We start from the raw sequence: 22675 nt of genomic DNA, 5'->3' as shown, positions 1-22675 counted from the left end.
TGCGCGCAGAACCCGGGCCCGGTCCGGCACCGCCCACCGGACGGCTGAAAGTCGTTGTCCCCCGGACGGGTCAGGCCGCGCCGGACTCGAAGGCCGTCATGGTGCCGATGGTGGCATCCGGCTTTTCCCAGGGGGCCGGATCCGGGAAGTACGAATCCAGGAATTCCGAGACGGCGCGGACCCGTTCGGCCTCCGGGACCTCCGGGAAACTGCCGTCATTGAGGCAGAAGAAATCTACGTTGCGGCGTTTGGCCAGGCCATCGAGGAGGGCCAGGCCCGTGTACATGGTGGTGTCCACATAGCGCATCTTGGCGGCCTCCTGCGGAACCGCGCGGCCCGTGAGCAGGGCGTAGTAGTGGTACAGAGAATTCGTCACCGAAATATCGGTAGCGGCCCGGAAGCGGCTGGCTCGGGTGCGCGCGAAATCCTCGGCGAAAACCTGCTCCATTTCCAGGAGCACACTGCGCCGCAAGGGAACCGGCGTGTGCTCGAGGTGGCGGGTGATGACGTGGCCGAAACGCTGGGTCAGCAGGTCGCGGTTGACACGGGCCGCGTTCTCGAAACCGCTGCGGCGTTCGTTGTTGGCGCCCGGGCCGATTCGGGTGCCCGCCTCGATATAGCGGCTGATCCCCGCGGGAGTGAAGAACATGGACGGGCGCACGGGGCGGGCGAAGAACATGTCGTCGTTCGAGTAGAGGAAGTGCTCGGACAAGCCCTCGATATGCTGCAGTTGACATTCGATCGCATGGGAATTGAACACGGGCAGGCCGCTGATGTCCGAGAAGTGGTCCACCGCACGGACAATGGTGACCTTCGGGTCGTCGGCCAGCCAGTCCGGAATCCGGGAATCGGTGGCGATGAAGATGCGGCGGATCCACGGCGCGTTCTTGTGCACCGAGCGCAGGGCGTAGCGGAGTTCGTCGATCTGGCGGATACGGGCGTCCGCCTCGTCGCCCTCGCCGACCACCACCTGCGCCATCATTCCCGCACGGCGGGCGCGGAACTCGGGGTCGGTGCCGTCCACCCACGAGAAAACCAGGTCGATATCGAACCCGACATCGGTCGGGTTGGGGGTGAACATCCCCGCCAGGGTGGGCCAGCTGGCGTCGTAGAGCAGCACGGTGGCGGGTTCCACGTCGGCGACGTCGAAGACCATTCGGGTCAGGGCATTCGGGCGCGGGCACTCGACGGTGTCGCCGTGGTACTCCCACAGCTCGAGCTCCACGTGATGGGCCGGGTCCAGGTCGCGTCCGAGGCGGAAGACATTGTGCGGCTTCTCATTACAGGAGAAGCCGGCGACCATCGCGGCCCCCAGCACCCGTCTCAGGGCCGACCGGTGACCGCTGTCCACGGCCAGCACCAGCCGATGGTCGGCGTCGCGCACCAGTACGAACGGCACGTCCGCGGCGGCCAGTTCGGCGCGCAGATAACGCAGATCGTCGATGACCGCATCCGATACCACCAGATTCGCCGCGGTCGCGCGCCCCACCATCTCCACCATTTCCGGCTGCTGCCCCGGACCCAGATCCACCATCACCATCTCCGATCTCTTCGCGCTGTTCACCTCACATCTGCAGCCCCGGATCGGCGCGACCGGACGCCCGGGCGGACCCGGTACCGGCAGCGCCGTGAAATCGGTTGGGCAGTCAGAAGAACGGAGCGGACAGGGTGGTGCGAGGTGTATTCCACGGTCGTCGCTGATACGGCCGGAATCCCATTCGCACTCACCTCACTCGTTCACATGGCGCGTGCCGCGCCTTTTTGGAAAAGCTGCTGCGTTTCGTCGACGCCCGGATGGGCGGACGATCTTCACCGGGCGGTCATCGGCCGGCTACTCGCATGACCTCGTTCAGTCGAGGGACTGTAACGAATGATGCAACCGTTATCGCTTCTCGTCAATCTGTTTCCCCGCAGGTCCAGCGGTGTTTTCACAGACGTAACGGACGAACCTCGCGGAGCCGGCACGCCGCGGGCCCCGATCGGACGCCAGCGGGCCAGCGCGGCAACGGCATACACTTGCGGCAGCACAGTCCAGCCCGCTGTGCGGAGCCGATGGTGAGGTGACGCGGATGGTAGCCGAAGCGCGGGAACGTCAGGAGCCCTCGACAGTGACGCAACCGGACGACACCGAGACGACATCACATCCGACCGACCACCCCGAATTGGACGCCCTCCCCGAATGGCCTCAGGACACCATCGCGGTCCTCGTCACCACCGACCCCGCACCGCACGCCATCCCGGTCTCCTGGCCGGTGCGCGCCGGTGATCGCCGAATCCTGCTCAGCCTCAAGTCCGATCGCGGCTCGCTGGCGCGGCTGCGGGAACGCCCCGATATCGCGCTGCTGATCCTGGGTGGCGGCAATGTGGCGCTGTGCGCCCGCGGCACGGCCAAGGTGATCGCCGATCCCATGCCGGACGCGGACGATTATGTGGCGGTGGAATTGACCGTCGTAGTGATCGACGACCATCGGCAATCAGCATTCGCGGTCGCCACGGGAATTCAGCGCACCGTCCTCGATGACAGCGAACTACGCTATCTGGAGAAACGCGTCGCGACGCTCAAAGCGATGGCGGCCGACCGCAACTGAGTATCGAAGGAGACCGTGTGTCTGTCAGCTTGGCCAAGGGCGGAAACGTTTCACTGTCAAAACAGGCCCCCAACCTGACCAAGGTCGCGGTGGCGCTGGGCTGGGACGTGCGCACCACCACCGGCGCCGATTACGACCTGGACGCCAGCGCACTGGCCTGCGGATCCAACCAACGCGTGCTCTCGGACGCGCACTTCATCTTCTACAACAACCTGCGCTCCCCCGAGGGCACCATCGAGCACACCGGCGACAACCTCACCGGCGCGGGCGACGGTGACGACGAAGTGATCAATGTCGACCTGGCCGCCATGCCGCCGACCATCACCAATATCTTCTTCCCGGTCTCCATCCACGAGGCCGACGTCCGCCGCCAGTCCTTCGGCCAGGTCCGCAACGCCTACATCCGCGTGATCGACGCCGTGAACAGTTCCGAACTGGCCCGCTTCGACCTCACCGAGGATGCCTCCACCGAAACCGCCATGGTCTTCGGCGAGCTCTACCGCCACGGCCCCGAATGGAAGTTCCGCGCCATCGGCCAGGGCTACGCCTCCGGCCTGGCCGGCATCGCCCGCGACTACGGCGTGAACGTTTGATCATCGCCTTCTCCGTGACCCCGCTCGGCGTCGGCGAGAACGTCGGCCGCGCCGTCGCCGAAGCGGTCCGGATAGTCCGCGCCAGCGGCCTCCCCAACGAGACCAATGCCATGTTCACCACCATCGAGGGTGAATGGGACGAGGTCATGGCCGTCGTCAAACAGGCCACCGACGCCGTCATGGCGGTGGCTCCCCGCTGCAGCCTCGTACTCAAGGCCGACATCCGCCCGGGCGTCACAAATGCCATCAAAGCCAAGGTCGAAACCGTCGAACGGTATCTCGCCGAGGAGTAGGCGTTATTGCGCTGTTCCACACCAACACTGACTACGGCTGATTTCCGCGTCCTCGCCGATGGAGCGGGTCTCGATCATTGCGGTGCGGACAATGCTCGACAACCCGTACCGGCATACAGCTACCTGATTCGAACGCCGACGGGGCCCGGCCGATCCGCGGTCAGGAAATGCGTTGGCGGAGCCAGGTGGGGATTTCGTCGCCGGCTCGGGGGTAGGTGGCGAGTTCGCGGCGGCATTCGTCGGGCTCGGGGATGGGGAGCCAGTCGGGAATTTCCTTGAAGGACAGGGTGAATTCGGCTTTGGTGGAGGCAGCGCGGAGGACGACCTGGCCGCTGAGCCAGGTGCCGGTCATCTGGTCGTAGCAGACTTCCTTGAGCCGGTTGAGGAGGGTGAGGATCTCCTCGGAGGGCTGGAGCTCGTCGGTGTGATCGGCGTCGGGGTCGGTCAGTTCCAGCTGGATGCCGGCGTGGCCGTCGTCGCCGACCCGGGAGAACCACAGGACCGCGAGGTTCCAGCCGATGGGGAGCGCGTCGGTGAGGGCGCTCACGAGCGCGCTCTCCACCATGTCGCGATCGGGTGAGCGGGGCGCGGCCGGCGGCGCGTCGGCGGGCGCTTCCTCGACGGCACGCACCGACAGACCGGGATGATGCTCCCGCATTACGTCCACCACCGTCGGCACTGGCACCGGCAGCCGCTCGGCCACGATGAACAGCCGGCGGTCCGGATTGCGGCGCATGGTCACATCGCCGAGTGCCAGTACGCGGTCACGGAATTCGGCCGGATCGCGCAGCACCACCTCGGCGAACATCTCCGCGCGACCGCCCTTGCGCAGCCGCCCGATGCCCAGCCGCACCCGCTCCACCTCGGCCCACGCCACATGCGGAAACCCGCGATAGGTGAAGCCCTGATCGGTGACGAGCAGGGTCGGCTGCGGGCGAAGCAGATCCTCGAGCATGGCGTACACCCCGAAACCGAACACCGCCATGGCCAATCCGCCGAGCACACGCATGACCGGCTGCTGATTGCCGTCGAACACCACGAATCCGGGTAGCGCGGCCATCAATAGGAAGAAGACCAGCGCGATGATCGCACCCGTTCGTGGCGGGTAGTACTCGGTAATCGATTCGCGCCCCGAAGCATGCACCCCTCTGACGCTAGCCGAAACGAGCCGAAGGCAACACCGCCGTTATCACCCGGCATCGCGACCGCGACGCCCGATCCGTCCGCGGCGCCGGATCCCGTTCAGCCGCAGGGCCAGTACCGATGCCAGTCCGCGGCGGCCAACGCGCGCCGCTCGCCCCGGTCGATTTCGGCGGCATCCTCGGCGGCGCGGATGGCGGTGGCGAACGCGAGAGTGGCCTTGCGCAGCCGCTCTTCGGCACTGTCCGGCCCGCCGAGCTCCACGACACGCAGAGCGCCGGGAATCAGCTCCTCGGGTAAACCCGCCTTGATAGCTCGCGAGCGAACCTTCTCCGCCAGGGCCAGCGCGGGCTGCGCCATGGCAATGCCGTCCAGGCAGGAGCGCCGCGCCTTCTCGGCGGATTTGCGCTCCTCCCAAGCCTTTTCCTGCGCCGCGATCTTGTCGACGACCGCCGCGGCCGGATCGATGCCGTATTCGCCGGGGCCGTGCTCGCCGATCAGATGCGGACTGCGGTGCACCAGTTTGGAAACCAGCGCCGCCGCCACGTCGGCGACGGTGAATTCCCCTGCGGCCTCGGCGATCCGGGAGTGGAACAACACCTGCAGCAGCAGGTCACCGAGCTCCTCTTTGATGGTCTCGGCATCCTCGTCCTGAATCGCGTCGAGCAGCTCGTAGGTCTCCTCCAGCAGGTACGGCCGCAGCGAATCATGCGTCTGCGTCACCTCCCACCCGCCGAAGTTCCACAGCCGGTCCATCACCTCGACCGCCTCGCCCAAGGCCGCGGTCATCCGCGCGATATCCGCCGCGGATTCGGCCGCCATCGCCTCGAACCCCGCCTCGCCACGCACGAAACCGCCTCCCGCGCTGGGCTGTTCCGAGCCCCGCCGGACCGATTCCGCTCCCGCCCCGTTCCCGGTACTCATCACGCCACCGGAGCCGCGGGCCGGACGCACGACGCGATCGGCGAGACGGCCCGCCTTACGGACGCCCGTGTTGGGCTTGCGTTCGTCGGACGACTCATCGGGGAGCCAGTACCTCCGGGGCGACCTTGACATCCACTGCGCCCGGTGCCTTTCCATCGAGGGCGAGCAGCAGATCCGCGACGAACTGGAGCACCCGCACGTCACGGACGCGGGCCGCGCCGACGCTGTCCTCGACGCGCGGCAGCGGCAGCTGGACGATGCCGGTCGCCGGGCGGTAGGTGGCGTTGGGGTACAGCCGCTTCAGCCGCAGCTGCTTGGAATCGGGGAGCTGCAGCGGCGACACCTTCAGAGTGGTTCCGGTGACGCCGATCTCGGCAATGGAGTACTCGCGGGCCAGCAGGCGCAGCTTGGCGACCGAGACCAGGCGGCCGACCTCCACGGGGAGCGGTCCGTAGCGGTCCACCAGTTCCTCGACCACGGCCGAGAGCGCCGAATCGTCCTGGGCGGCGGCGAGTTTGCGGTACGCCTCCAGGCGTAGGCGGTCGGAGGCGATGTAGTCGGGCGGGATGTGGGCGTCCACCGGCAGATCGATGCGGACCTCCTTGACCTCCTCGTCCACCGAGATCGGACGGCCGTCGGCGGCGGCCCGGTAGGCTTCCACCGCCTCGCCGACCAGGCGCACGTACAGGTCGAAGCCCACGCCCGCGACATGACCGGACTGCTCGGCGCCCAGCACATTGCCCGCGCCGCGAATCTCGAGGTCCTTCATGGCCACCGCCATGCCCGCGCCCAGATCCGAGTTCTGCGAGATGGTCGCGAGCCGATCGTAGGCGGTCTCGGTGAGCGGCTTCTCCGGCGGGTACAGGAAGTAGGCGTAGCCGCGTTCCCGCGAGCGGCCGACCCGCCCGCGCAGCTGGTGCAGCTGCGAAAGGCCCAGGGCGTCAGCGCGTTCCACGATCAGGGTATTGGCATTGGAGATGTCCAGCCCGGTCTCGATGATGGTGGTGCACACCAGCACATCGAATTCGCGCTCCCAGAAGCCCTGCACGGTCTTCTCGAGCATGTCCTCGTTCATCTGCCCGTGCGCGACCACCACCCGCGCCTCCGGCACGAGGTCGCGAATCCGCTTGGCCGCCTTGTCGATCGACGACACCCGGTTGTGCACGTAGAACACCTGGCCGTCGCGGAGCAGTTCACGGCGGATGGCCGCGGCCACCTGCTTGTCGTTATAGGCGCCCACATAGGTGAGCACCGGATGCCGCTCCTCCGGCGGGGTGAGGATGGTCGACATCTCGCGAATGCCGGCGAGAGACATCTCCAGCGTGCGCGGAATCGGCGTGGCGGACATGGTCAAGACGTCCACGTGGGTGCGCAGTGCCTTGATGTGCTCCTTGTGCTCGACGCCGAAGCGCTGCTCCTCGTCGATGACGACCAGGCCCAGGTCCTTCCAGCGCACCCCGGTCTGCAGCAGGCGATGGGTGCCCACCACGATGTCGACATCCTTGGTGGTCATGCCCTCCAGGATTTCCCGCGATTCGGCCGCATCGGTGAAGCGGGACAGGCCCTTCACCACCACCGGGAAACCGGCCATCCGCTCGGTGAAGGTCTGCAGATGCTGTTGCGCCAGCAGCGTGGTCGGCACCAGCACGGCCACCTGCTTGCCGTCCTGCACGGCCTTGAACGCCGCGCGCACCGCGATCTCGGTCTTGCCGTAGCCGACGTCACCGCAGATGACGCGGTCCATCGGGACCGCCTTCTCCATATCCGATTTCACCTCGGCGATGGCAGAGAGCTGATCGACGGTCTCGGTGAACACGAAGGCGTCCTCCATCTCCTGCTGCCACGGCGTATCCGCGCCGAAGGCGTGGCCGGGAGCGGCCTGCCGAGCGGCGTAGAGCTGCACCAGCTCGGTGGCGATCTCGCGAACCGCCTTGCGCGCCTTGCGCTTCGTATTGGCCCAGTCGGAACCGCCCAGCTTGGACAGCGACGGCATCTCGCCGCCGACATAGCGCGACAGCTGATCCAGCGAGTCCATCGGCACGAACAACCGGTCCCCCGGCTGGCCGCGCTTGCTGGGCGCGTACTCGATGACCAGGTACTCGCGGCGCGCGCCACCGACGGTCCGCTCGATCATCTCCACGAAGCGGCCGATGCCGTGCTGGTCGTGCACCACCATGTCGCCGGCGGTCAACGCCAGCGGATCGACCTGGTTGCGCCGGCGTGCGGGCAGCTTCTTGCCCTCGCCGGGTGCGGTGACCCGGTTGCCGGTGAGATCGGATTCCGCGATCACCACCAGCTTGGCGTCATCGAACACGACGCCGTCGTGCAGTGACCCGCACAGCACGCCGACCAGTCCCCGCACCGGCTCGGCACCGGCCTCCAGCGCCGCCGCGGGCACCTCGGCATCGGCGAGCCGTTCCAGAATGCGTTGCGCCGTACCGTGTCCGGCCACCACGATGACCGCGCGGCCACCGGTCGCGACATGCGCGCGCAGCGAGGCGAAGATGGTGGCGACCAGCTCCTCCGAACCGCGCGCGGAGGCGGCGGCCAGCACCGGCAGCGCGATCTCGTTCGGATCGTCGGCGGCCAGCGGGCTCAGCGTCCACCAGGGCAGGCCGCGCCGCTCGGCATCGGCGTGCACCACATCCAGACCCCGGTAACCGGAGGCGGCCAGATCCAGCCCGTGCGCGCCCAGCGGAGCGGCCCCGCCGAAGGAGGCCGCCGTCCACGACGCCTCCAGGAATTCCTGCCCGGTGCGCACCAGGTCGGCGGCGCGGGTACGGACCTTCTCCGGATCACACAGCAGCACATGGGTTTCCGCGGGCAACGCGTCCACCAGCAGCTGCAGCTCACCGGGCTGCAGCACCGGCAGCAGCGCCTCCATGCCCTCCACCGGGACGCCCTGGGAGATCTTCTCCAGCATCTCCACCAGCGCGGCATCGGCCGGATTCTCGGCGGCCACCTGGGCGGCGCGTTCCCGCAGGGCGTCGGTGAGCAGCAGTTCCCGGCACGGCGGCGCGACCACCAGGTCGATCGGCACCTCGTGGATCGAGCGCTGGTCCTGCACCGAGAAGGCGCGGACCTCGGAGACCTCGTCGCCCCAGAACTCCACGCGCACCGGATGATCCGCGGTGGGCGGGAAGACGTCCAGAATGCCGCCGCGCACCGCGAACTCGCCGCGCTTGCCGACCATGTCGACCCGCTCGTAGGCGAACTCCACGAGCCGCGTGAGCAATTGGTCGAAGTCGAACTCGGCGCCGCGGCGCAGCACGATGGGCTCGATCTCCCCGAGCCCCGCCGCCATCGGCTGCATGAGCGAGCGCACCGTGGTGACCACCACCCGCAGCGGACCCGCGCAGCCCGGATCCTCCGGATGCGCCAGCCGGCGCAGCACCTGCAGCCGCCGGCCGACCGTGTCCGCGCCCGGCGAGAGCCGCTCGTGCGGCAGCGTCTCCCAGGACGGGAACAATGCGACCGTGTCGCCCAGCATCTCCGTCAGCTCGACCGCCAGATCGTCGGCCTCCCGCCCGGTGGCCGTCACCACCAGCAGCGGGCGGTGCCCGGCAATGGTCGACGCCACGAACGGCCGCACCGCCGATGGCGCGACCAGCATCGCCGACGCCCGGCCGATCAGGCTCGCGACCTGCTCCAGCGCGGCATCGGCACCGGCCACCGCAGCCAGTCCCGCCAGAGGTGGACGTTGGGTGGTCATGGGGCAGACTCCTCAGCGCAGATCAGCGTTTCAGATAGCCAACCGAGTCTAGTCACCCACGGTGACAGCTTCAGCACGCAGACGCTTCTCGGCCCCCGGACGCCCCGGCCGTGCTTGGATGACGGAATGTCGTATGCGGCCGATCCGCGGGTGGACGCCTACATCGACGCCCCAGATCATCGCCGACAACCGCGCGGGCGGCCGGCGAAAACTCGAGGGCGAGCAGACCGTCCCGAGCCCGGCGCCGATTTCACCGACCGGCCTGGGGCCGGAGTAGCCGATTCGCGAAACCCGCTGCGCCGCAGCACTGCTCGCTACATGCTCACGCTCACTGCCCGGTACTCACATCACTGCACCGTGCACAGTCTCACTGCACGTAGCGACGCAGGCGCCGAGCCGCGAATTCGCGGAAGTAGGCGACCTTCTCCTCGGGCACGATGCTCGGCAGCAGGAAGTACCAGGCCCGTTCCATGCGGGTCGCCATTTGATCGATGGACTCGGTGCTGACCGCGACGATATGGACGCCGGTGGTCATCTCCTGCAGCAGCATGCCGATGGTGTCGGGATCCAGGTCGGATTTGAGGTCCCCCTGGGTGATCGCGCGTTCGGCGAGCAAACGGTGCGTCTCACCCCAGGTCTTGGCGATATTGTCGCCGGTCGCGCCGCGATAGTCGCCGATCTGGTGGGTGAGTTTGAGCATCGCGCCCACCATCGGGTCGTTCATGGTGAGGTCGGCGACCACATAGGTGATCCCGATGCACGCCTCCAGCGCCGGCACCCGCGGATCGAAGAATCCCTGGCATGCGCTGACAAGTCGCTCGTTGCCCTGATCGACGACCGCGCGCGCCAGTTCTTCCTTGGATCCGAAGTGAAAGTACAACGCGCCCTTGGTCACATTCGACTGCGCGATGATCTCGGACAGGGACGCGTTCGCGTAGCCCAGTCGTAGAAAGACATCGGCCGCGCCTGCGAGCACGGAATCGCGAGTGATCTCCGCACGCGCCTGCCTAGCCATCAGAGCCGCCTGTCATCAAACCAGCCATCCTGAAGTAGACCGATATCCCGAAGTTGACCGACATCACAGTTCGAACAGCACTCGAAGGATGGGTGAACCGTACCACCCGGCTGCGCGCAACCAACCGATTCGAGCATTCGACCCATCCTCCTTCGCAATTCGCTGGTTAACTGTCCAGTTCTGCCCCGCTAGGACAGACATATCAGACCTGAATTCAAACCGCCGGGTTCTATAACCCCTTGCCGCTCGGCCATTCCGACGCCAGCTGGGGTTCGGCCTCCAAATGAGTGAGGCCGTTCCAGCACAGGTTCACCAGGTGCGCGGCCACCACTTCCTTGGACGGCTGGCGCTCGTCCAGCCACCAGGTCGCCGCCGTCGCAACCATTCCCACCAGCGCCTGCCCGTACAGCGTCGCCAGCGTCGGGTCCAGCCCGCGGCGCTCGAAATCCCCGGCGAGAATGTGCGCCACCTGATTCACGGCCTCGTTCAACAGACTCGAGTAGGTGCCCTCCGCGGCCGACACCGGCTGATCCCGCATGAGGATCCGGAAGCCGTCGGTGCGCTCCTCCATATAGGTGAGCAACGCCAGCGCCACCTGCTCCAGCCGCACCCGCGAACGGTTCTGGGTGAGCGAGGAGGTGATCATCTCCAGCAGCGTCGACATCTCCCGGTCGACCACCACGGCGTAGAGCCCCTCCTTGCCGCCGAAGTGCTCGTACACCACCGGCTTCGACACCTGAGCCCGCGCCGCGATCTCCTCGATCGAAGTGGCGTCGTACCCCCGCTCCGCGAACAGCGCCCGGCCGATCTCGATCAGCTGCTGGCGGCGCTGGGTGCCGGTCATGCGCGCCCGCGGGGGCCGACTGCCCTCACCGCCCGTCATCGCTACCGCCTCCCTACTCCGCCGTCAGACCGCTCATAACTGTTCCAGACTCTCCAGGAGAATGCGGCCAGGGGGCACTCGCCGTCCGTATTCGCCAACGTAACAACTGATTTGTCTCGATCGGGGTAACTCCTGGGGTACGGGGTGAGTCCGTTGCGTCGTAACCGCCGGTCCGCGGCGCGAACCGGCCCCGCACGTGACTCGTCGGCAAGAAACACGGAGAGGCGGGGGAGCACAGTTCGACGTAGAGGCGTACTTCATGCGAGGATCAGACCCGCATGAAGCGTCAATCCGCCGTGGTGTAATGGCAGCACAACTGATTTTGGTTCAGTTTGTCCAGGTTCGAGTCCTGGCGGCGGAGCTCGCGAGCAGGGTCGATATGGTGGGCCCCGCACAGAATCGCTGACCACGCTGTGGGTGCTGACCCACTGTGGCCCAGCACAACCTGACTCAGCACACGATGACCGGCAGCCGAGGGAGATCCATGCCACAGCAGACCGCCGTCGTCGTTCTCGCCGCCGGAGCCGGAACCCGAATGCGGTCCAAGACACCCAAGGTGTTGCACCCGCTCGCCGGTCGGAGCATGCTCGCCCACGCGCTGCATGCCGCGCACGAGATCGACCCGACTGCGCTCATCACCGTGATCGGCCACGATCGCGAACAGGTCGGCGACGCGGTCGGCAAGGTGGGAGCCGAACTGGGCCGCCAGATCACTCTGGCGGTGCAGGAGGAACAGCGCGGTACCGGGCACGCCGTGCAGTGCGCGCTCACCTCGCTGCCGGAGAACTTCGCCGGCGACGTCCTCGTCACCTACGCCGACGTGCCACTGCTGGACGGACACACCCTGCACGCGCTGCTCGACGAGCACCGCAGCTACTCCGACGGATCCGCTGTCACCGTACTGACTTTCGAGCCCGAGGACCCGAACGGCTACGGCCGCATCGTGCGCGACGCGCAGGGGCACGTGCTGGAGATCGTCGAGCACGCCGACGCCACGCCGCAGCAGGCGGCCATCACCGAGGTCAACTCCGGCGTCTACGTCTTCGACGCGGCCGTGCTGCGAATCATGATCTCGCGCATCGATACCGCCAACGCCCGCCACGAGCTGTACCTCACCGACGTGCTCAAGCTGGCCCGCGAGGCCGGGCACCCGGTGCACGGCGCACGGCTGATCGATTCCGCCAAGGTCACCGGCGTGAACGACCGGGTCCAACTGGCCGCCGCGGCCCGCACCCTCAACCGCTACATCCTGGAACGGCACATGCGCGCCGGGGTCACCATCATCGATCCGGGCAGCACCTGGATCGACGGCAATGTGGTGATCGGCCGCGACTCGGTCATCCGGCCGGGCGTACAACTGTTGGGCGACACCGTGATCGGCGAGGACGCCGAGATCGGACCGGACTGCACGCTCACCGACGTGACCGTCGGCGACGGCGCCAAGGTGGTGCGCACGCACGGCGAGAAGTCGAGCATCGGCCCGGGCGCGAGCGTCGGACCCTTCGCCTATCTGCGGCCCGGCACCTCGCTCGGCGCGGCGGGCAAGATCGGCGGCTTCGTCGAGACCAAGAACGCCACCATCGGCGCGCACTCCAAGGTCCCGCACCTCACCTATGTCGGCGATGCCACCATCGGCGAATACAGCAATATCGGCGCGTCCAGCGTTTTCGTCAATTACGACGGGGTCAAGAAGCACCACACCACGGTCGGCTCGCACGTGCGCACGGGCAGCGACACCATGTTCGTCGCGCCGATCACCGTGGGTGACGGCGCGTATTCAGCGGCGGGTACTGTACTGCGCAGAAGCGTTCCCCCGGGAGCGCTCGCGGTGTCGGGTGGAGCACAACGCAACATTGAAGGCTGGGTGCAGCGCAATCGCCCCGGCACCGATGCAGCCCGCGCGGCCGAAGCGGCGCTCGCGGCTCTCCCGGATCCGCCGGGAACCACCGAGATATCCAACGAGCAAAAGGATGGCGAACGTCAGTGACCGCGTTCTCTACCGATAACCAGAAGAATCTGATGCTGTTCTCGGGGCGCGCTCATCCTGAGCTCGCCGAGGCGGTGGCCAAGGAACTCAACGTTCATGTCACTCCCCAGACCGCGCGCGACTTCGCAAACGGTGAGACCTTCGTCCGGTTCGAGGAATCGGTCCGCGGCTCCGATGCTTTCGTGCTGCAGAGCTTCCCGGCCCCGCTGAACCAGTGGGTCATGGAACACCTGATCATGATCGACGCGCTCAAGCGCGGTTCGGCCAAGCGCATCACCTCGGTGCTGCCCTTCTACCCCTACGCCCGTCAGGACAAGAAGCACCGCGGCCGCGAGCCCATCTCGGCCCGCCTGATCGCGGACCTGCTCAAGACCGCGGGCGCGGACCGGATCATCACCATCGACCTGCACACCGATCAGATCCAGGGCTTCTTCGACGGCCCGGTCGATCACATGCACGCGCAGGTGCAGCTGGCCGAGCACATCCGCAACAACTACGACCTGTCCAACATCACGGTCGTCTCCCCCGACGCCGGCCGCGTGAAGGTCGCCGAGAAGTGGGCCAACTCGCTGGCGGACGCGCCGATGGCGTTCATCCACAAGACCCGCGACCCGCTGGTCCCCAACCAGACCGTCTCCAACCGCGTGGTCGGTGAGGTCGAGGGCCGCACCTGCATCCTGATCGACGACATGATCGACACCGGTGGCACCATCGCCGGCGCGGTCAAGGTGCTCAAGGAGGCCGGCGCGGGCGACGTGGTCATCGCCGCCACCCACGGCATCCTGTCCCACCCGGCCGCCGAGCGTCTCGCCGGCTGCGGGGCCAAGGAGGTCGTGGTGACCAACACCCTGCCGATCGAAGAGGCCAAGAAGTTCCCGACGCTGACCGTGCTGTCGATCGCCCCGCTGCTGGCGCAGACCATCCGCGAGGTCTTCGAAAACGGTTCCGTCACCGGCCTTTTCAACGGGAACGCATAACCGGAACTCTCGTAGGCCCGCAGGGACCTCGTCCCTGAACCGCAACGGCGACCGGGGCTCCGCCCCGAACACCGACAGCGCAGGGCTTCGCCCCGAACCTCGGTTGCCACGCATCGTTCACAGCAGCGCCCCTCCCGCTTCCGGGAGGGGCGCTGCTGCGTGAAATGGGGACGACAATGGATGTCCGTTTCTGAAGGTAAGCGGTAGCGTTGGATCGAAACTCGAGGTTGCTACTGGTGCGCTGACTGCGCGGAGAGGTGGTGCCGAATGGCCGGCCGGCCCGACGAGGACGATGCCCGCGTGATGGACGAGATCTTCGACACCGATCAGGTCTTCGACAGCGATGTCGACAACCTCGACTACGACCTCGGCGACGACGATCAGGAGGACGAGATCCGCGAGTACACGCGGTTCATCACCGATCCGCCCGAGGACCTCATCATCCGCAATCGCGAGAACGACGACACCGGAAGGCTCGGCATCGGAGCCGAGCTCGACCAGGAGTGGAGCCGCCGGCGGCAGCGCGAGGAGTTCGTGGCCGAGGACGACCGGCCCGCGGAGGTCGCAGCCATGGAAATCGTGGAGGAACTCGGCGATTAGGACTGTTGCGTAGCACGTCCCGCAGAGGGATATCCGTGAAGAGGCACACCACGATCGAGGAGGGCGCGACATGAGCACGCCGCCGCACGAGCCCGGCAGGCCGTCGGACGAATCCGGCACCGGACCGGCCGACATGTTCGAGAAGGAATCCGACACGCCGCCGGAGGACACTCCGGAAGAGGCCTCGGACGCACAACCCACCGGCGCACCGCCCGAAGACGATGTCACCACCCGGTACATCCCGGGCACTCCCCCACCTCCCGGTCAGCCCGACCCCACACAGTTCAATCCGGCCGCACAGTTCGAGCCGGCCCCACCGGCCGAACCCACACCGGCCCCGCCGCAGTATCCGGCGGGCGGGGTGTACGGATACCCGCCACAGGGCGAGCAGCCGCCGGTCGCCTACCCGGGCGGCGGGTTTCCGCCCTACCCGAACGCTTCCTACCCCCAGGGTGCCCAGCCTCCGTACCCGCAGCAGTTCGGACCCGGTCAGCAGCCCTACGGTCAGCAACAGCCGTACGGTCAGCAGCCCTACGGACAGCCGTATCAGCCCTATCCCGGTGGCGCGAATTTCGGTGCGCCGCCGCCGCGCAGCGGGCCGCAGACCTTCTCGATCATCGGATTCGTCTGCGCGGTCATCGCGCTCATCTTCTGTCCGCCGCTGTTCGGCATCGCGGGCATCGTGCTCGGCGTGATCGGGCACGGCAAGGGCGAGCCGCTGGGCAAGTGGGCCGCGGTCGCCTCGGGTGTGGCGCTGGTTCTGGGCATCATCATCGGGGTCGCGATCTACGGCTCCGGGGTCATGCCGAACACTAATTGACATGACCGCATTTACCGGATTCCCGCTCGCCGGACTCGACTTCTACGAGGATCTGGAAGCCGACAACAGCAAGACCTTCTGGACCGCCCACAAGCAGGTGTGGGAGGAGTCCGTCCGGGATCCGATGAAAGCCCTTGTCGCCGAGCTGGAACCGGCCTTCGGCGAGGCCAAGATCTTCCGGCCGTACCGGGATGTGCGCTTCGCCAAGGACAAGTCGCCCTACAAGAATCACCAGGGCGCGGTGGTGTACAGCGCGCAGTACTCCGGATGGTACGTCCAGATCAGCGCGGCCGGGCTGCGGGTGGGGGGCGGCATGTACGCCGCCGAGACCGCCCAGCTCGCCGCGCTGCGGGTCGCCATCGACGACGAGGTGCGCGGGACGGAACTGGAAGGGCTGATCGCACAGCTCGTCTCGGCCGGATACCAGATCGGCGGAGACAAGCTGGCGACCAAACCCAAGGGCTACGACATCGATCACCCGCGCATCGACCTGCTGCGGCACAAATCCCTCACCGCCGGAAAAGATTTCGGCGCGCCCAAGTGGCTGAGCACCCCGCGCGCCGCCCGAGAGGTCCGGGCGGCATGGGAGGAGATGCGGCCGCTCATCGAGTGGCTGGCGGCGGTGACGGCGCAGAAGTAGCCGCCACCGCCCGCGCACCTACCTCCGCTCGGCGAGCACCAGGGCGAACCGCTCGGCGGGATCGGTCCACACCCGCTCGGTGGTGAAACCGGCTGCGTCCAGCTCGCTTTCGAGGACCTCGCGGCGGAACTTGGCGGAGATCTCGGTGCGCAGCTGCTCGCCCGCCGCGAAATCGACGGTCAGGCCGAGGTCCGGGATGCGGACGGTCATGGTCTCGGTGGCCTCCAGGCGCATTTCGATCCACTCCCGCTCGGCATCCCAGATCGCGACGTGCCGGAACTTCTCCGGTTCGAAGTTCGCGCCCAGCCGGGTGTTCAGGACATGCAGCACATTGCGATTGAATTCCGCGGTGACACCCGCGGCATCGTCGTACGCGGGGACCAGGACCGCCGGGTCGATGACCAGGCCCGCGCCGAGCAGCAGCTGCTCGCCCGGTTCCAGGACATCCCGGATGCCGCCGAGGAATTCGGCGCGCTCGGCGGGGATCAGGTTGCCGATGGTGCCGCCCAGAAAGGCGACCATGCGACGGCCGCCGCCCGGCAGGTTGTCCAGCGTGGCGGTGAAATCACTGACCACGCCGTGCACCCCCAGGCCCGGGAACTCCGCGGCCACCTCGTCCGCCGCCATCCGCAGCGCCGAGACCGAGACATCCTGCGGCACATAGCTCTTCAGCGGGCCCTCGGCCTTCAGCGCGTTGAGCAGCAGCCGGGTCTTGGCCGCCGATCCCGCGCCGAGTTCGACCAGCACCTCGGCCTGCGCGGTCCGCGCGATCTCGCCCACCACCCGTTCCAGCAGGGCCCGCTCGGTGCGGGTCGGGTAGTACTCGGGCAATTCGGTGATCTTCTCGAACAACTCGCTGCCGCGCGCGTCGTAGAACCACTTGGGCGGCAACCACTTCGGTTCCGCAGACAGCCCCTGTCGCACATCCGCGCGCAGCGCGGTCGTCAAATCCTCGTCGGTCAGATGAATTTCCAGCGTAGCCGCAGTCATAAGCCAGCCCTTCCCATCTCGATATCCAGTGGTTCCACCGACACCCGCCCGTCCCGTACGCTCACCAGCTGCCGATCGGCAACCAGCCGCCACCGCGGATCGTCATCGAACGGTTCCGAGGCCACCACCACGAACCCGTCGGCCTCCAACACCGACAAAGAGTGATGCCACGTCGTCCCCCAGATCCCCGCCCCATCCCCCACCAGCAAGTTCAACCGCGCACGGGGCGACCGCGCCAGCACCGCCCCCATCACCAAACGCAATACCTCCCCCGGGTCTCTCGCCCCCGCACCATCGAAAGCCTCGTCGTGCGAGCCTTCCGAGGTTGTGGCCGCCCCCCAGGTCCGGACCTCCGGCGCTGCACCGGAAGCCGAGGTGACGTTGATCGACGACCCGAACGCCACCGTCGCGCCGAGACTCCGCGATTCGCCGATGCCCGAATGGTCGACGCCCACTGTGGTGCCGCCACCGCCTTCGAGCAGTCCGCGCAGGATCACCCATAGGGCGGCGGAGTCGGTCAGGGACTCCGCCTCCAGGAGCGGTGGCGAATCGAATTCGGCGGCAACCGCACTCAGCACCCGCCGCCAGTCGGGGATAGCGCCGTTGTGGCTGAAGGCCCAGCGGCCGTGGGTGAACGGGGCGCAGGCTGCTCGCTCCACCGGCATTCCCACTGTGGCGGAACGAATTGCGGCCAGGACTGCTCCCGACCGGATCTGCGGCAACACCTCGTCGACCGCCGGATCCGTCCAGATCGGTGCCGCACTGCGATACCGGCTGACCACCGGATCCGCTCCCGCGGCACCGGATCCCGCCTGAACGCCAACAGATTCCGCCGCAGCCCGGATATCCGCCGCCGTGCCGCCGTGCCAGATGACGCCGGGTCCGTGGTCGGGAGCGGCGGCATCGGCGTGGTGCCACCAGGCGACGCCGAAACCGTCGGCGTTGATGGTGCCGCCGCCGCGCATGTCGCGCGGGGCCCAGGATTGGGTGCGCAGGGAATTCGGGCCACGGGTCAGGAGAACCCCTACCGGGGTGGGTGGGCCCAGGTAGGCGAGGTGACGGCACATCAGCGCTCGTCCGATCTCAGGTCCCGGGCGAGCCGGAAGCCGGCGAAGATCTGGCGGCGGATCGGGTGGTCCCAGTTGCGGAAGGTACCGCGGCAGGCGACCTGGTCGGCACCGAACGAACCACCGCGCAGCACCCGGTAGTCGCCGCCGAAGAAGACCTCGGAGTATTCGCGGTACGGGAAGGCGCGGAAACCCGGGTAGGCCTCGAAACCCGAAGCGGTCCACTCCCAGACGTCGCCGATCAGCTGATGGACACCGGCCGGGGACGCGCCCGCGGGGTACGCCCCCACATCGGCCGGTTCCAGGTGGTGCTGGCCGAGATTCGCCAGGGCCTCGGTGGGATCGATATCGCCCCAGGGGTATCGGTGGGAGCGGCCGGTGGCCGGATCGAAGCGGGCGGCCTTCTCCCATTCCGCCTCGGTGGGCAGGCGCTTGCCCGCCCAGTTCGCATAGGCCTCGGCCTCGAACCAGCAGACGTGCACCACCGGCTGGTGGGCGCGCAGCGGCTGCATGGTGCCGAAAACCCGTCGCCACCAACGGCCCCCGGCGTCCTGCTCCCAGAACTGGGGCGCGGTCAGCCCGGCCTTCACGCGGTGCGCCCAGCCGCGCTCGGACCACAGCTCGGGCCGCTCGTAGCCGCCGTCGTCGACGAAGGCCAGGTACTGCTCGTTGGTGATGGGCGCGGCGTCGATGGCGAAGGCGTCGACGTGCACCGGGTGGGCGGGGCGCTCGTTGTCCAGCGCCCAGGGATCGGAGTCGGTGCCCATGGTGAATTCGCCTGCGGGAACGACGACTTCACCGGCGACCGCCACCCGCGCAACGGGAGTGGGCGGGGCGGACAGCACCGCTTCGCCGGTCCGCAGCTGGTGAGTGGCGAGCATGGTCTCGTCGTGCTGCTGCTCGTGCTGGGCGATCATGCCGAAGGCGAAACCGTCGTGGACCAGGTCATTGCCGCGTAAGGGGCTGCGGTCCAGCACATCCCACACCTTGTCCCGTACGGTGCCGACATAGTCGCGGGCCTGCTCCGGATCCAGCAGCGGCAGCGCGGGCCGGTCCGCCCGCGCGTGCCGGAAGGCGTCGTAGAGGTGATCGATGTCCTGCCGCACGGGTTCCCGCCCGCCGACATCGCGCACCAGCCAGAGTTCCTCCTGGTTGCCGATGTGTGCGAGATCCCAGACCAGCGGGCTCATCAGCTTCGAGTGCTGAGCCACCAGTTCGGCCTCGTCGACGCACTCGGTCAACCCGATGGTCCGTCGGCGCGCCCGCTCGAGCGCGTCCGCGATCCGTCCGCGCAACGACTCGGTCTCCGCCCGATCCGATCCCGGCAGATGCTGAACAGTCATGAGAGAACTTCCGATTCTGTCGGGGTGCGGCCGCTGCGACATCGGTCGGCGGCGGCGGCCAATTGCTTGGCCGCCTCGGGCGTGGCGGAATGCGCGGTGGCCAGGTCGAGCAGGGCCACCGCGGCGGCCCGCAGCTCCGCGTCGGCCAGCCCGCGGCGCGCGGATTCGGACCAGAGATTCGCGGTGGAGGCGGCCAGAGCCGTTGCCTCCGTGATGATTCCGGGATCGGACAGCAGCGCGTCGATGGCATGCACCGGCACCGACCACCCGTCGCCCGGCTGCGCGTCGAGGTAGCGGACCTCGAGGTGCCCGGCCGCGCGGACCGGCGGGAACAGGGTGGTGAGGTGATAGTCCAGATCCGCCCGGTCCGGGCGGCGGCCAATCTCCTCGTCCAGCGCCCCGCACAGCCAGTCGGCGAAGGTGGCCCCGGGCGGGGCCGACCAGTCACCGGCCTGCGGGTCCATCGACCGCACGCACAGCAGCGGCACGTCCAGCGCCCAGCGTGCGTACCCGGCGATCGGATCGTCCCAGTCGTGCACGGGCGGCCGGGTGCGGAGCTGGTCGAGCCGCTGCCAGGCCCGCATGCGCTGGGAGGCCCAGTCGCCGGGCGGGGCGGTGTGCAGCCCCGGTGAGCAGGCGAAAGCGGCCAGCAGGGCGGGACCCATGGCGTACAGGACCTGCCAGCGGGCGGCGATCTCGGCGGGATTCGCGCCCGCGTCGACGCTCACCTGGGTGGCGGCGGTATTGCACATCATGAGCGCACCGAACGGACCGATGCCGGCGAAGGACCGTTCCATGGCCCGGTAGCGCGGCAACTGCAGCACACGAAGCGGCCGCCGAGTCGAGTCGGCGGCGGCGGAAATAGTTCGGATTTCGCGGGATTCGAGCAGCTCCCGCAGGCGTATCGCATCTGCCCGCAAGCGCTCGCACAGTTCGGCGGCGGTGCCGAACGGGGCACTGGACAGTTCGATCTGACCGCCGGGTTCGAGGGTGACCCGGCTGCCTCCCGGCAACGGAACGGCCGGGGAATCGGGGGAAATGGACCGTGGCGCATACGGTCCGAGAGCGTCCGCGAGGACCCTCTGGTCCGGACGCGAGTTGGTCGCCGAAAGTTCACCTTGCGCGGTGAGCCACTCCAGTTCGGCGCCGATGAGCAGCGGTGGGCCCTGTTTGAAACAGACTTTTCCGACATAAGCCTCGGCGGCGGCGCGTGACGTGAATTCGCCGCCCGGCTCAGATTCGGCCAGGCCACTGTGCAGCACATCGGTCGGTGACGCCGTGACAGCCATTGCCAACCTCCGTCTGATGCGGTCGCCGCTGCGGATCGCACGGCGACCCAAACAAGAGTAGCGAGCGACTGTGACAAGAAATCTGACGAAATAGAGAACGCCTGCAGAGGAACAGCCGATTCCCCACCGCCGCTGTCAGGGCCCCACCGAGAGCACGATGGCCCCGACATTGCGGCGTTCCTCCAGCTCACGGTGCGCATCCGCGGCCCGTTCCAGCGGATGGCGGGCATGGATCCGGGGCCTCAGCTCACCACGGCCCGCCGCGGCCAATGCCCATTCGGCATCGTCGCGCTGCTCGGCGTCGGATTTGCGGAAGACGATCCCGAGCGGCCCGCTGACGGTCAGGCCACGCGTGCCCAAGGTGAGCGCGTCCAACTGCGGCCAGGCCCCGGAGGCGAATCCATACAGACCGATTCGCCCGCCACCATCTGCCGCCACCGTCAACGCCGCCTCGCCGACCACGCCGCCGACCGCGTCCAGCACCACGTCGACACCGCGCCCGCCGGTCACTTCCCGGACGCTCTCCGGCCAGTCCGCGACCGTGTAATCGACCACCGCGTGCGCACCGAAATCCGCTGCCGCGGACACCTTCTCGCTGCTCACAGCACCGATGACGGTGTTTCCAGCCGCCCGCGCCGACTGCACCAGCACCGACCCGATCCGGCCCGCCGCCGCGGTGACGAGCACCGTCTCACCCGCGCGCACCCCCATGGCGGACAGCAGCCCGCGGGCCACCGCACCGGCCTGGAAGACCGCCAGGGCCGTGTCCATCGCGAGCCCGCCGGGCACCGCGAAGGTGTACGCGGCCGGGGCCACGGCGTACTCCGCGTAGCCGCCCGACTGCCCGGCCGTGGTGGCGACCACCGTCGCCCCGAGCAGGGATTCGTCCACCTCCGGGCCGATTCGCACGACCTCCCCGGCGACCTCGATGCCGGGAATCCAGGGCAGGGGCCGGGGATATCGGCCCGACCGGACGATGACGTCCCCGTAGATCACGCTCGCCGACCGGACCGCGATCTTGACCTGCCCCGCACTCGGTTCCGGCTCCGGGACCTCCGTGAGGCCGAGCACCTCCGGTGCACCGAATCGATCCGCCCGCACAGCTCGCATGGCCGCGCCCCTTCCCGCACACTGAATCCGAAGTGAGACAATCTGTCTCGCTTGAAACAACTGGTCCAGTCTCCGAATCCGGTCGGCCCCCGCACAAGGATCAACCGAGCCGGTATGTCCCGACCGAGACAAGGAGTCGAAAGTGTCTCAGCCGAATCTGCGGGTCCGCCGCACCCGCGCGTTGCTGCGCGAGGCCCTGGTGGACCTGATCGAGGAGCGGGGATTCGACCGCGTCACCGTCGGTGAGCTCACGGCCCGGGCGATGATCAGCCGGGCCGCGTTCTATCGGAACTATCGCGACAAATACCAGCTGGTCGAGCAGATCTTCGACGAGGCGTTCGCCGAGCTGACCGCGGCCGGCAGCGATCGGCCGCCCGGGCAGCGCTGGCAGGAATTCCTCGCCCACATCGACGCCTATCACCGGCTGTACGGCGCGCTGCTGGGCCGTCGCGGCAGCCCCTGGTTCGCCGACCGCATGCGCGCGGCGCTGGCGGCCATGGTCGGTGAGCATCTGCCCGGGCAGGGCGGTGACGCGCTGGCGCCGGCCGTCGTGTCGGCGATGTTCCTGCAATCGATCGTGTGGTGGCTCGACCACGACCGGCCGTACCCGCCGGCGGAGCTCGCCGAGCGCTCGGCGCCGCTGATCGGCGCGGTGCTCGAAACCGCAGGCGGCGCAACGGGGTAACGCGGCTACCCGGTGGGCG

The 22675-nt window shown here is 68.1% G+C and carries 19 protein-coding genes, 1 tRNA gene and 1 pseudogene; 10 read left to right on the top strand and 11 right to left on the bottom strand.

What is annotated here, in order from left to right:
- Positions 1 to 70 precede the first annotated feature (70 nt).
- Complete coding sequence (locus ABZ909_RS01195) at positions 71 to 1501, bottom strand: stealth family protein (protein WP_356995899.1); 1431 nt, start codon at positions 1499 to 1501, stop codon at positions 71 to 73.
- Between the two features lie 607 nt (positions 1502 to 2108).
- Between ABZ909_RS01195 and ABZ909_RS01190 the strand changes: the two genes are divergently transcribed.
- The 3 genes from ABZ909_RS01190 to ABZ909_RS01180 are packed head-to-tail and all read left to right on the top strand — an operon-like array spanning position 2109 to position 3474.
- Positions 2109 to 2588, top strand: coding sequence for a hypothetical protein (locus tag ABZ909_RS01190; RefSeq protein WP_356995588.1), 480 nt, complete (start codon positions 2109 to 2111; stop codon positions 2586 to 2588).
- Between the two features lie 17 nt (positions 2589 to 2605).
- Positions 2606 to 3181, top strand: a complete 576-nt coding sequence (locus ABZ909_RS01185; protein ID WP_356995587.1) for a TerD family protein — start codon at positions 2606 to 2608, stop codon at positions 3179 to 3181.
- A complete protein-coding gene (locus ABZ909_RS01180; protein ID WP_356995586.1) occupies positions 3178 to 3474 on the top strand; it encodes an MTH1187 family thiamine-binding protein in 297 nt (98 codons plus the stop codon). Before ABZ909_RS01185 ends, ABZ909_RS01180 begins: the two co-directional genes overlap by 4 nt.
- A gap of 160 nt (positions 3475 to 3634) precedes the next feature.
- On the opposite strand, the gene ABZ909_RS01175 is transcribed toward ABZ909_RS01180, so the two are convergent.
- The 5 genes from ABZ909_RS01175 to ABZ909_RS01155 form a co-directional block, all read right to left on the bottom strand.
- Entirely contained in the window at positions 3635 to 4618 is a 984-nt protein-coding gene (locus ABZ909_RS01175) for a hypothetical protein (protein WP_356995585.1), read from the bottom strand.
- 98 nt (positions 4619 to 4716) lie between these two features.
- On the bottom strand, positions 4717 to 5403 hold the full coding sequence (locus tag ABZ909_RS01170) for a MazG family protein (RefSeq protein ID WP_356995898.1): 687 nt from the start codon (positions 5401 to 5403) through the stop codon (positions 4717 to 4719).
- A 229-nt stretch (positions 5404 to 5632) separates the two neighbouring features.
- The gene (gene mfd, locus ABZ909_RS01165; protein ID WP_356995584.1) at positions 5633 to 9250 is read right to left on the bottom strand and encodes a transcription-repair coupling factor; all 3618 of its coding nucleotides are present in this window, start codon (positions 9248 to 9250) and stop codon (positions 5633 to 5635) included.
- Between the two features lie 367 nt (positions 9251 to 9617).
- On the bottom strand, positions 9618 to 10265 hold the full coding sequence (locus ABZ909_RS01160) for a TetR/AcrR family transcriptional regulator (RefSeq protein WP_356995583.1): 648 nt from the start codon (positions 10263 to 10265) through the stop codon (positions 9618 to 9620).
- Between the two features lie 229 nt (positions 10266 to 10494).
- Entirely contained in the window at positions 10495 to 11109 is a 615-nt protein-coding gene (locus tag ABZ909_RS01155; protein WP_354836545.1) for a TetR/AcrR family transcriptional regulator, read from the bottom strand.
- A gap of 329 nt (positions 11110 to 11438) precedes the next feature.
- Between ABZ909_RS01155 and ABZ909_RS01150 the strand changes: the two genes are divergently transcribed.
- From ABZ909_RS01150 to ABZ909_RS01125, 6 genes are all read left to right on the top strand, one after another.
- Positions 11439 to 11509, top strand: a tRNA-Gln gene (locus ABZ909_RS01150).
- 123 nt (positions 11510 to 11632) lie between these two features.
- Positions 11633 to 13135: a bifunctional UDP-N-acetylglucosamine diphosphorylase/glucosamine-1-phosphate N-acetyltransferase GlmU gene (glmU, locus tag ABZ909_RS01145; protein WP_356995582.1), complete on the top strand. Its 1503-nt coding sequence runs from the start codon at positions 11633 to 11635 to the stop codon at positions 13133 to 13135.
- A complete protein-coding gene (locus ABZ909_RS01140) occupies positions 13132 to 14112 on the top strand; it encodes a ribose-phosphate diphosphokinase (RefSeq protein ID WP_356995581.1) in 981 nt (326 codons plus the stop codon). The genes glmU and ABZ909_RS01140 overlap by 4 nt, the downstream gene beginning before the upstream one ends.
- A gap of 267 nt (positions 14113 to 14379) precedes the next feature.
- On the top strand, positions 14380 to 14712 hold the full coding sequence (locus tag ABZ909_RS01135; RefSeq protein WP_356995580.1) for a hypothetical protein: 333 nt from the start codon (positions 14380 to 14382) through the stop codon (positions 14710 to 14712).
- A 70-nt stretch (positions 14713 to 14782) separates the two neighbouring features.
- Positions 14783 to 15532, top strand: coding sequence for a DUF4190 domain-containing protein (locus ABZ909_RS01130; protein ID WP_356995579.1), 750 nt, complete (start codon positions 14783 to 14785; stop codon positions 15530 to 15532).
- A 1-nt stretch (position 15533) separates the two neighbouring features.
- The gene (locus ABZ909_RS01125) at positions 15534 to 16172 is read left to right on the top strand and encodes a DUF2461 domain-containing protein (RefSeq protein WP_356995578.1); all 639 of its coding nucleotides are present in this window, start codon (positions 15534 to 15536) and stop codon (positions 16170 to 16172) included.
- 18 nt (positions 16173 to 16190) lie between these two features.
- On the opposite strand, the gene egtD is transcribed toward ABZ909_RS01125, so the two are convergent.
- From egtD to ABZ909_RS01100, 5 genes and pseudogenes are all read right to left on the bottom strand, one after another.
- The gene (egtD, locus tag ABZ909_RS01120; protein WP_356995577.1) at positions 16191 to 17162 is read right to left on the bottom strand and encodes an L-histidine N(alpha)-methyltransferase; all 972 of its coding nucleotides are present in this window, start codon (positions 17160 to 17162) and stop codon (positions 16191 to 16193) included.
- Between the two features lie 485 nt (positions 17163 to 17647).
- A pseudogene (locus ABZ909_RS01115) lies at positions 17648 to 18229 on the bottom strand (hypothetical protein); the annotation flags it as partial.
- Positions 18229 to 19572: an ergothioneine biosynthesis protein EgtB gene (gene egtB / locus ABZ909_RS01110; RefSeq protein ID WP_356995576.1), complete on the bottom strand. Its 1344-nt coding sequence runs from the start codon at positions 19570 to 19572 to the stop codon at positions 18229 to 18231. The pseudogene ABZ909_RS01115 and the gene egtB, both read right to left, overlap by 1 nt.
- The gene (egtA, locus tag ABZ909_RS01105; RefSeq protein WP_356995575.1) at positions 19569 to 20861 is read right to left on the bottom strand and encodes an ergothioneine biosynthesis glutamate--cysteine ligase EgtA; all 1293 of its coding nucleotides are present in this window, start codon (positions 20859 to 20861) and stop codon (positions 19569 to 19571) included. Before egtA ends, egtB begins: the two co-directional genes overlap by 4 nt.
- A gap of 135 nt (positions 20862 to 20996) precedes the next feature.
- Complete coding sequence (locus ABZ909_RS01100; protein WP_356995574.1) at positions 20997 to 21971, bottom strand: zinc-binding dehydrogenase; 975 nt, start codon at positions 21969 to 21971, stop codon at positions 20997 to 20999.
- Between the two features lie 142 nt (positions 21972 to 22113).
- Between ABZ909_RS01100 and ABZ909_RS01095 the strand changes: the two genes are divergently transcribed.
- A complete protein-coding gene (locus ABZ909_RS01095; protein WP_356995573.1) occupies positions 22114 to 22656 on the top strand; it encodes a TetR/AcrR family transcriptional regulator in 543 nt (180 codons plus the stop codon).
- Positions 22657 to 22675 lie beyond the last annotated feature (19 nt).

Source organism: Nocardia sp. NPDC046763 (assembly GCF_040645495.1).
Lineage (GTDB): Bacteria > Actinomycetota > Actinomycetes > Mycobacteriales > Mycobacteriaceae > Nocardia.
The sequence above is the reverse complement of the archived record's forward strand: the minus strand, read 5'-3'. Positions and strand labels throughout refer to the sequence as shown.

Bases quoted from the DNA above. Each gene is read 5' to 3' on its own strand.
- ABZ909_RS01195 (WP_356995899.1), bottom strand. From the start codon at position 1,501: ATGGTGGAGATGGTGGGGCGCGCGACCGCGGCGAATCTGGTGGTATCG.
- ABZ909_RS01170 (WP_356995898.1), bottom strand. From the start codon at position 5,403: ATGACCGCGGCCTTGGGCGAGGCGGTCGAGGTGATGGACCGGCTGTGG.
- mfd (WP_356995584.1), bottom strand. From the start codon at position 9,250: ATGACCACCCAACGTCCACCTCTGGCGGGACTGGCTGCGGTGGCCGGT.
- ABZ909_RS01160 (WP_356995583.1), bottom strand. From the start codon at position 10,265: ATGGCTAGGCAGGCGCGTGCGGAGATCACTCGCGATTCCGTGCTCGCA.
- ABZ909_RS01155 (WP_354836545.1), bottom strand. From the start codon at position 11,109: ATGACCGGCACCCAGCGCCGCCAGCAGCTGATCGAGATCGGCCGGGCG.
- glmU (WP_356995582.1), top strand. From the start codon at position 11,633: ATGCCACAGCAGACCGCCGTCGTCGTTCTCGCCGCCGGAGCCGGAACC.
- ABZ909_RS01135 (WP_356995580.1), top strand. From the start codon at position 14,380: ATGGCCGGCCGGCCCGACGAGGACGATGCCCGCGTGATGGACGAGATC.
- ABZ909_RS01130 (WP_356995579.1), top strand. From the start codon at position 14,783: ATGAGCACGCCGCCGCACGAGCCCGGCAGGCCGTCGGACGAATCCGGC.
- ABZ909_RS01125 (WP_356995578.1), top strand. From the start codon at position 15,534: ATGACCGCATTTACCGGATTCCCGCTCGCCGGACTCGACTTCTACGAG.
- egtD (WP_356995577.1), bottom strand. From the start codon at position 17,162: ATGACTGCGGCTACGCTGGAAATTCATCTGACCGACGAGGATTTGACG.
- egtB (WP_356995576.1), bottom strand. From the start codon at position 19,572: ATGACTGTTCAGCATCTGCCGGGATCGGATCGGGCGGAGACCGAGTCG.
- egtA (WP_356995575.1), bottom strand. From the start codon at position 20,861: ATGGCTGTCACGGCGTCACCGACCGATGTGCTGCACAGTGGCCTGGCC.
- ABZ909_RS01100 (WP_356995574.1), bottom strand. From the start codon at position 21,971: ATGCGAGCTGTGCGGGCGGATCGATTCGGTGCACCGGAGGTGCTCGGC.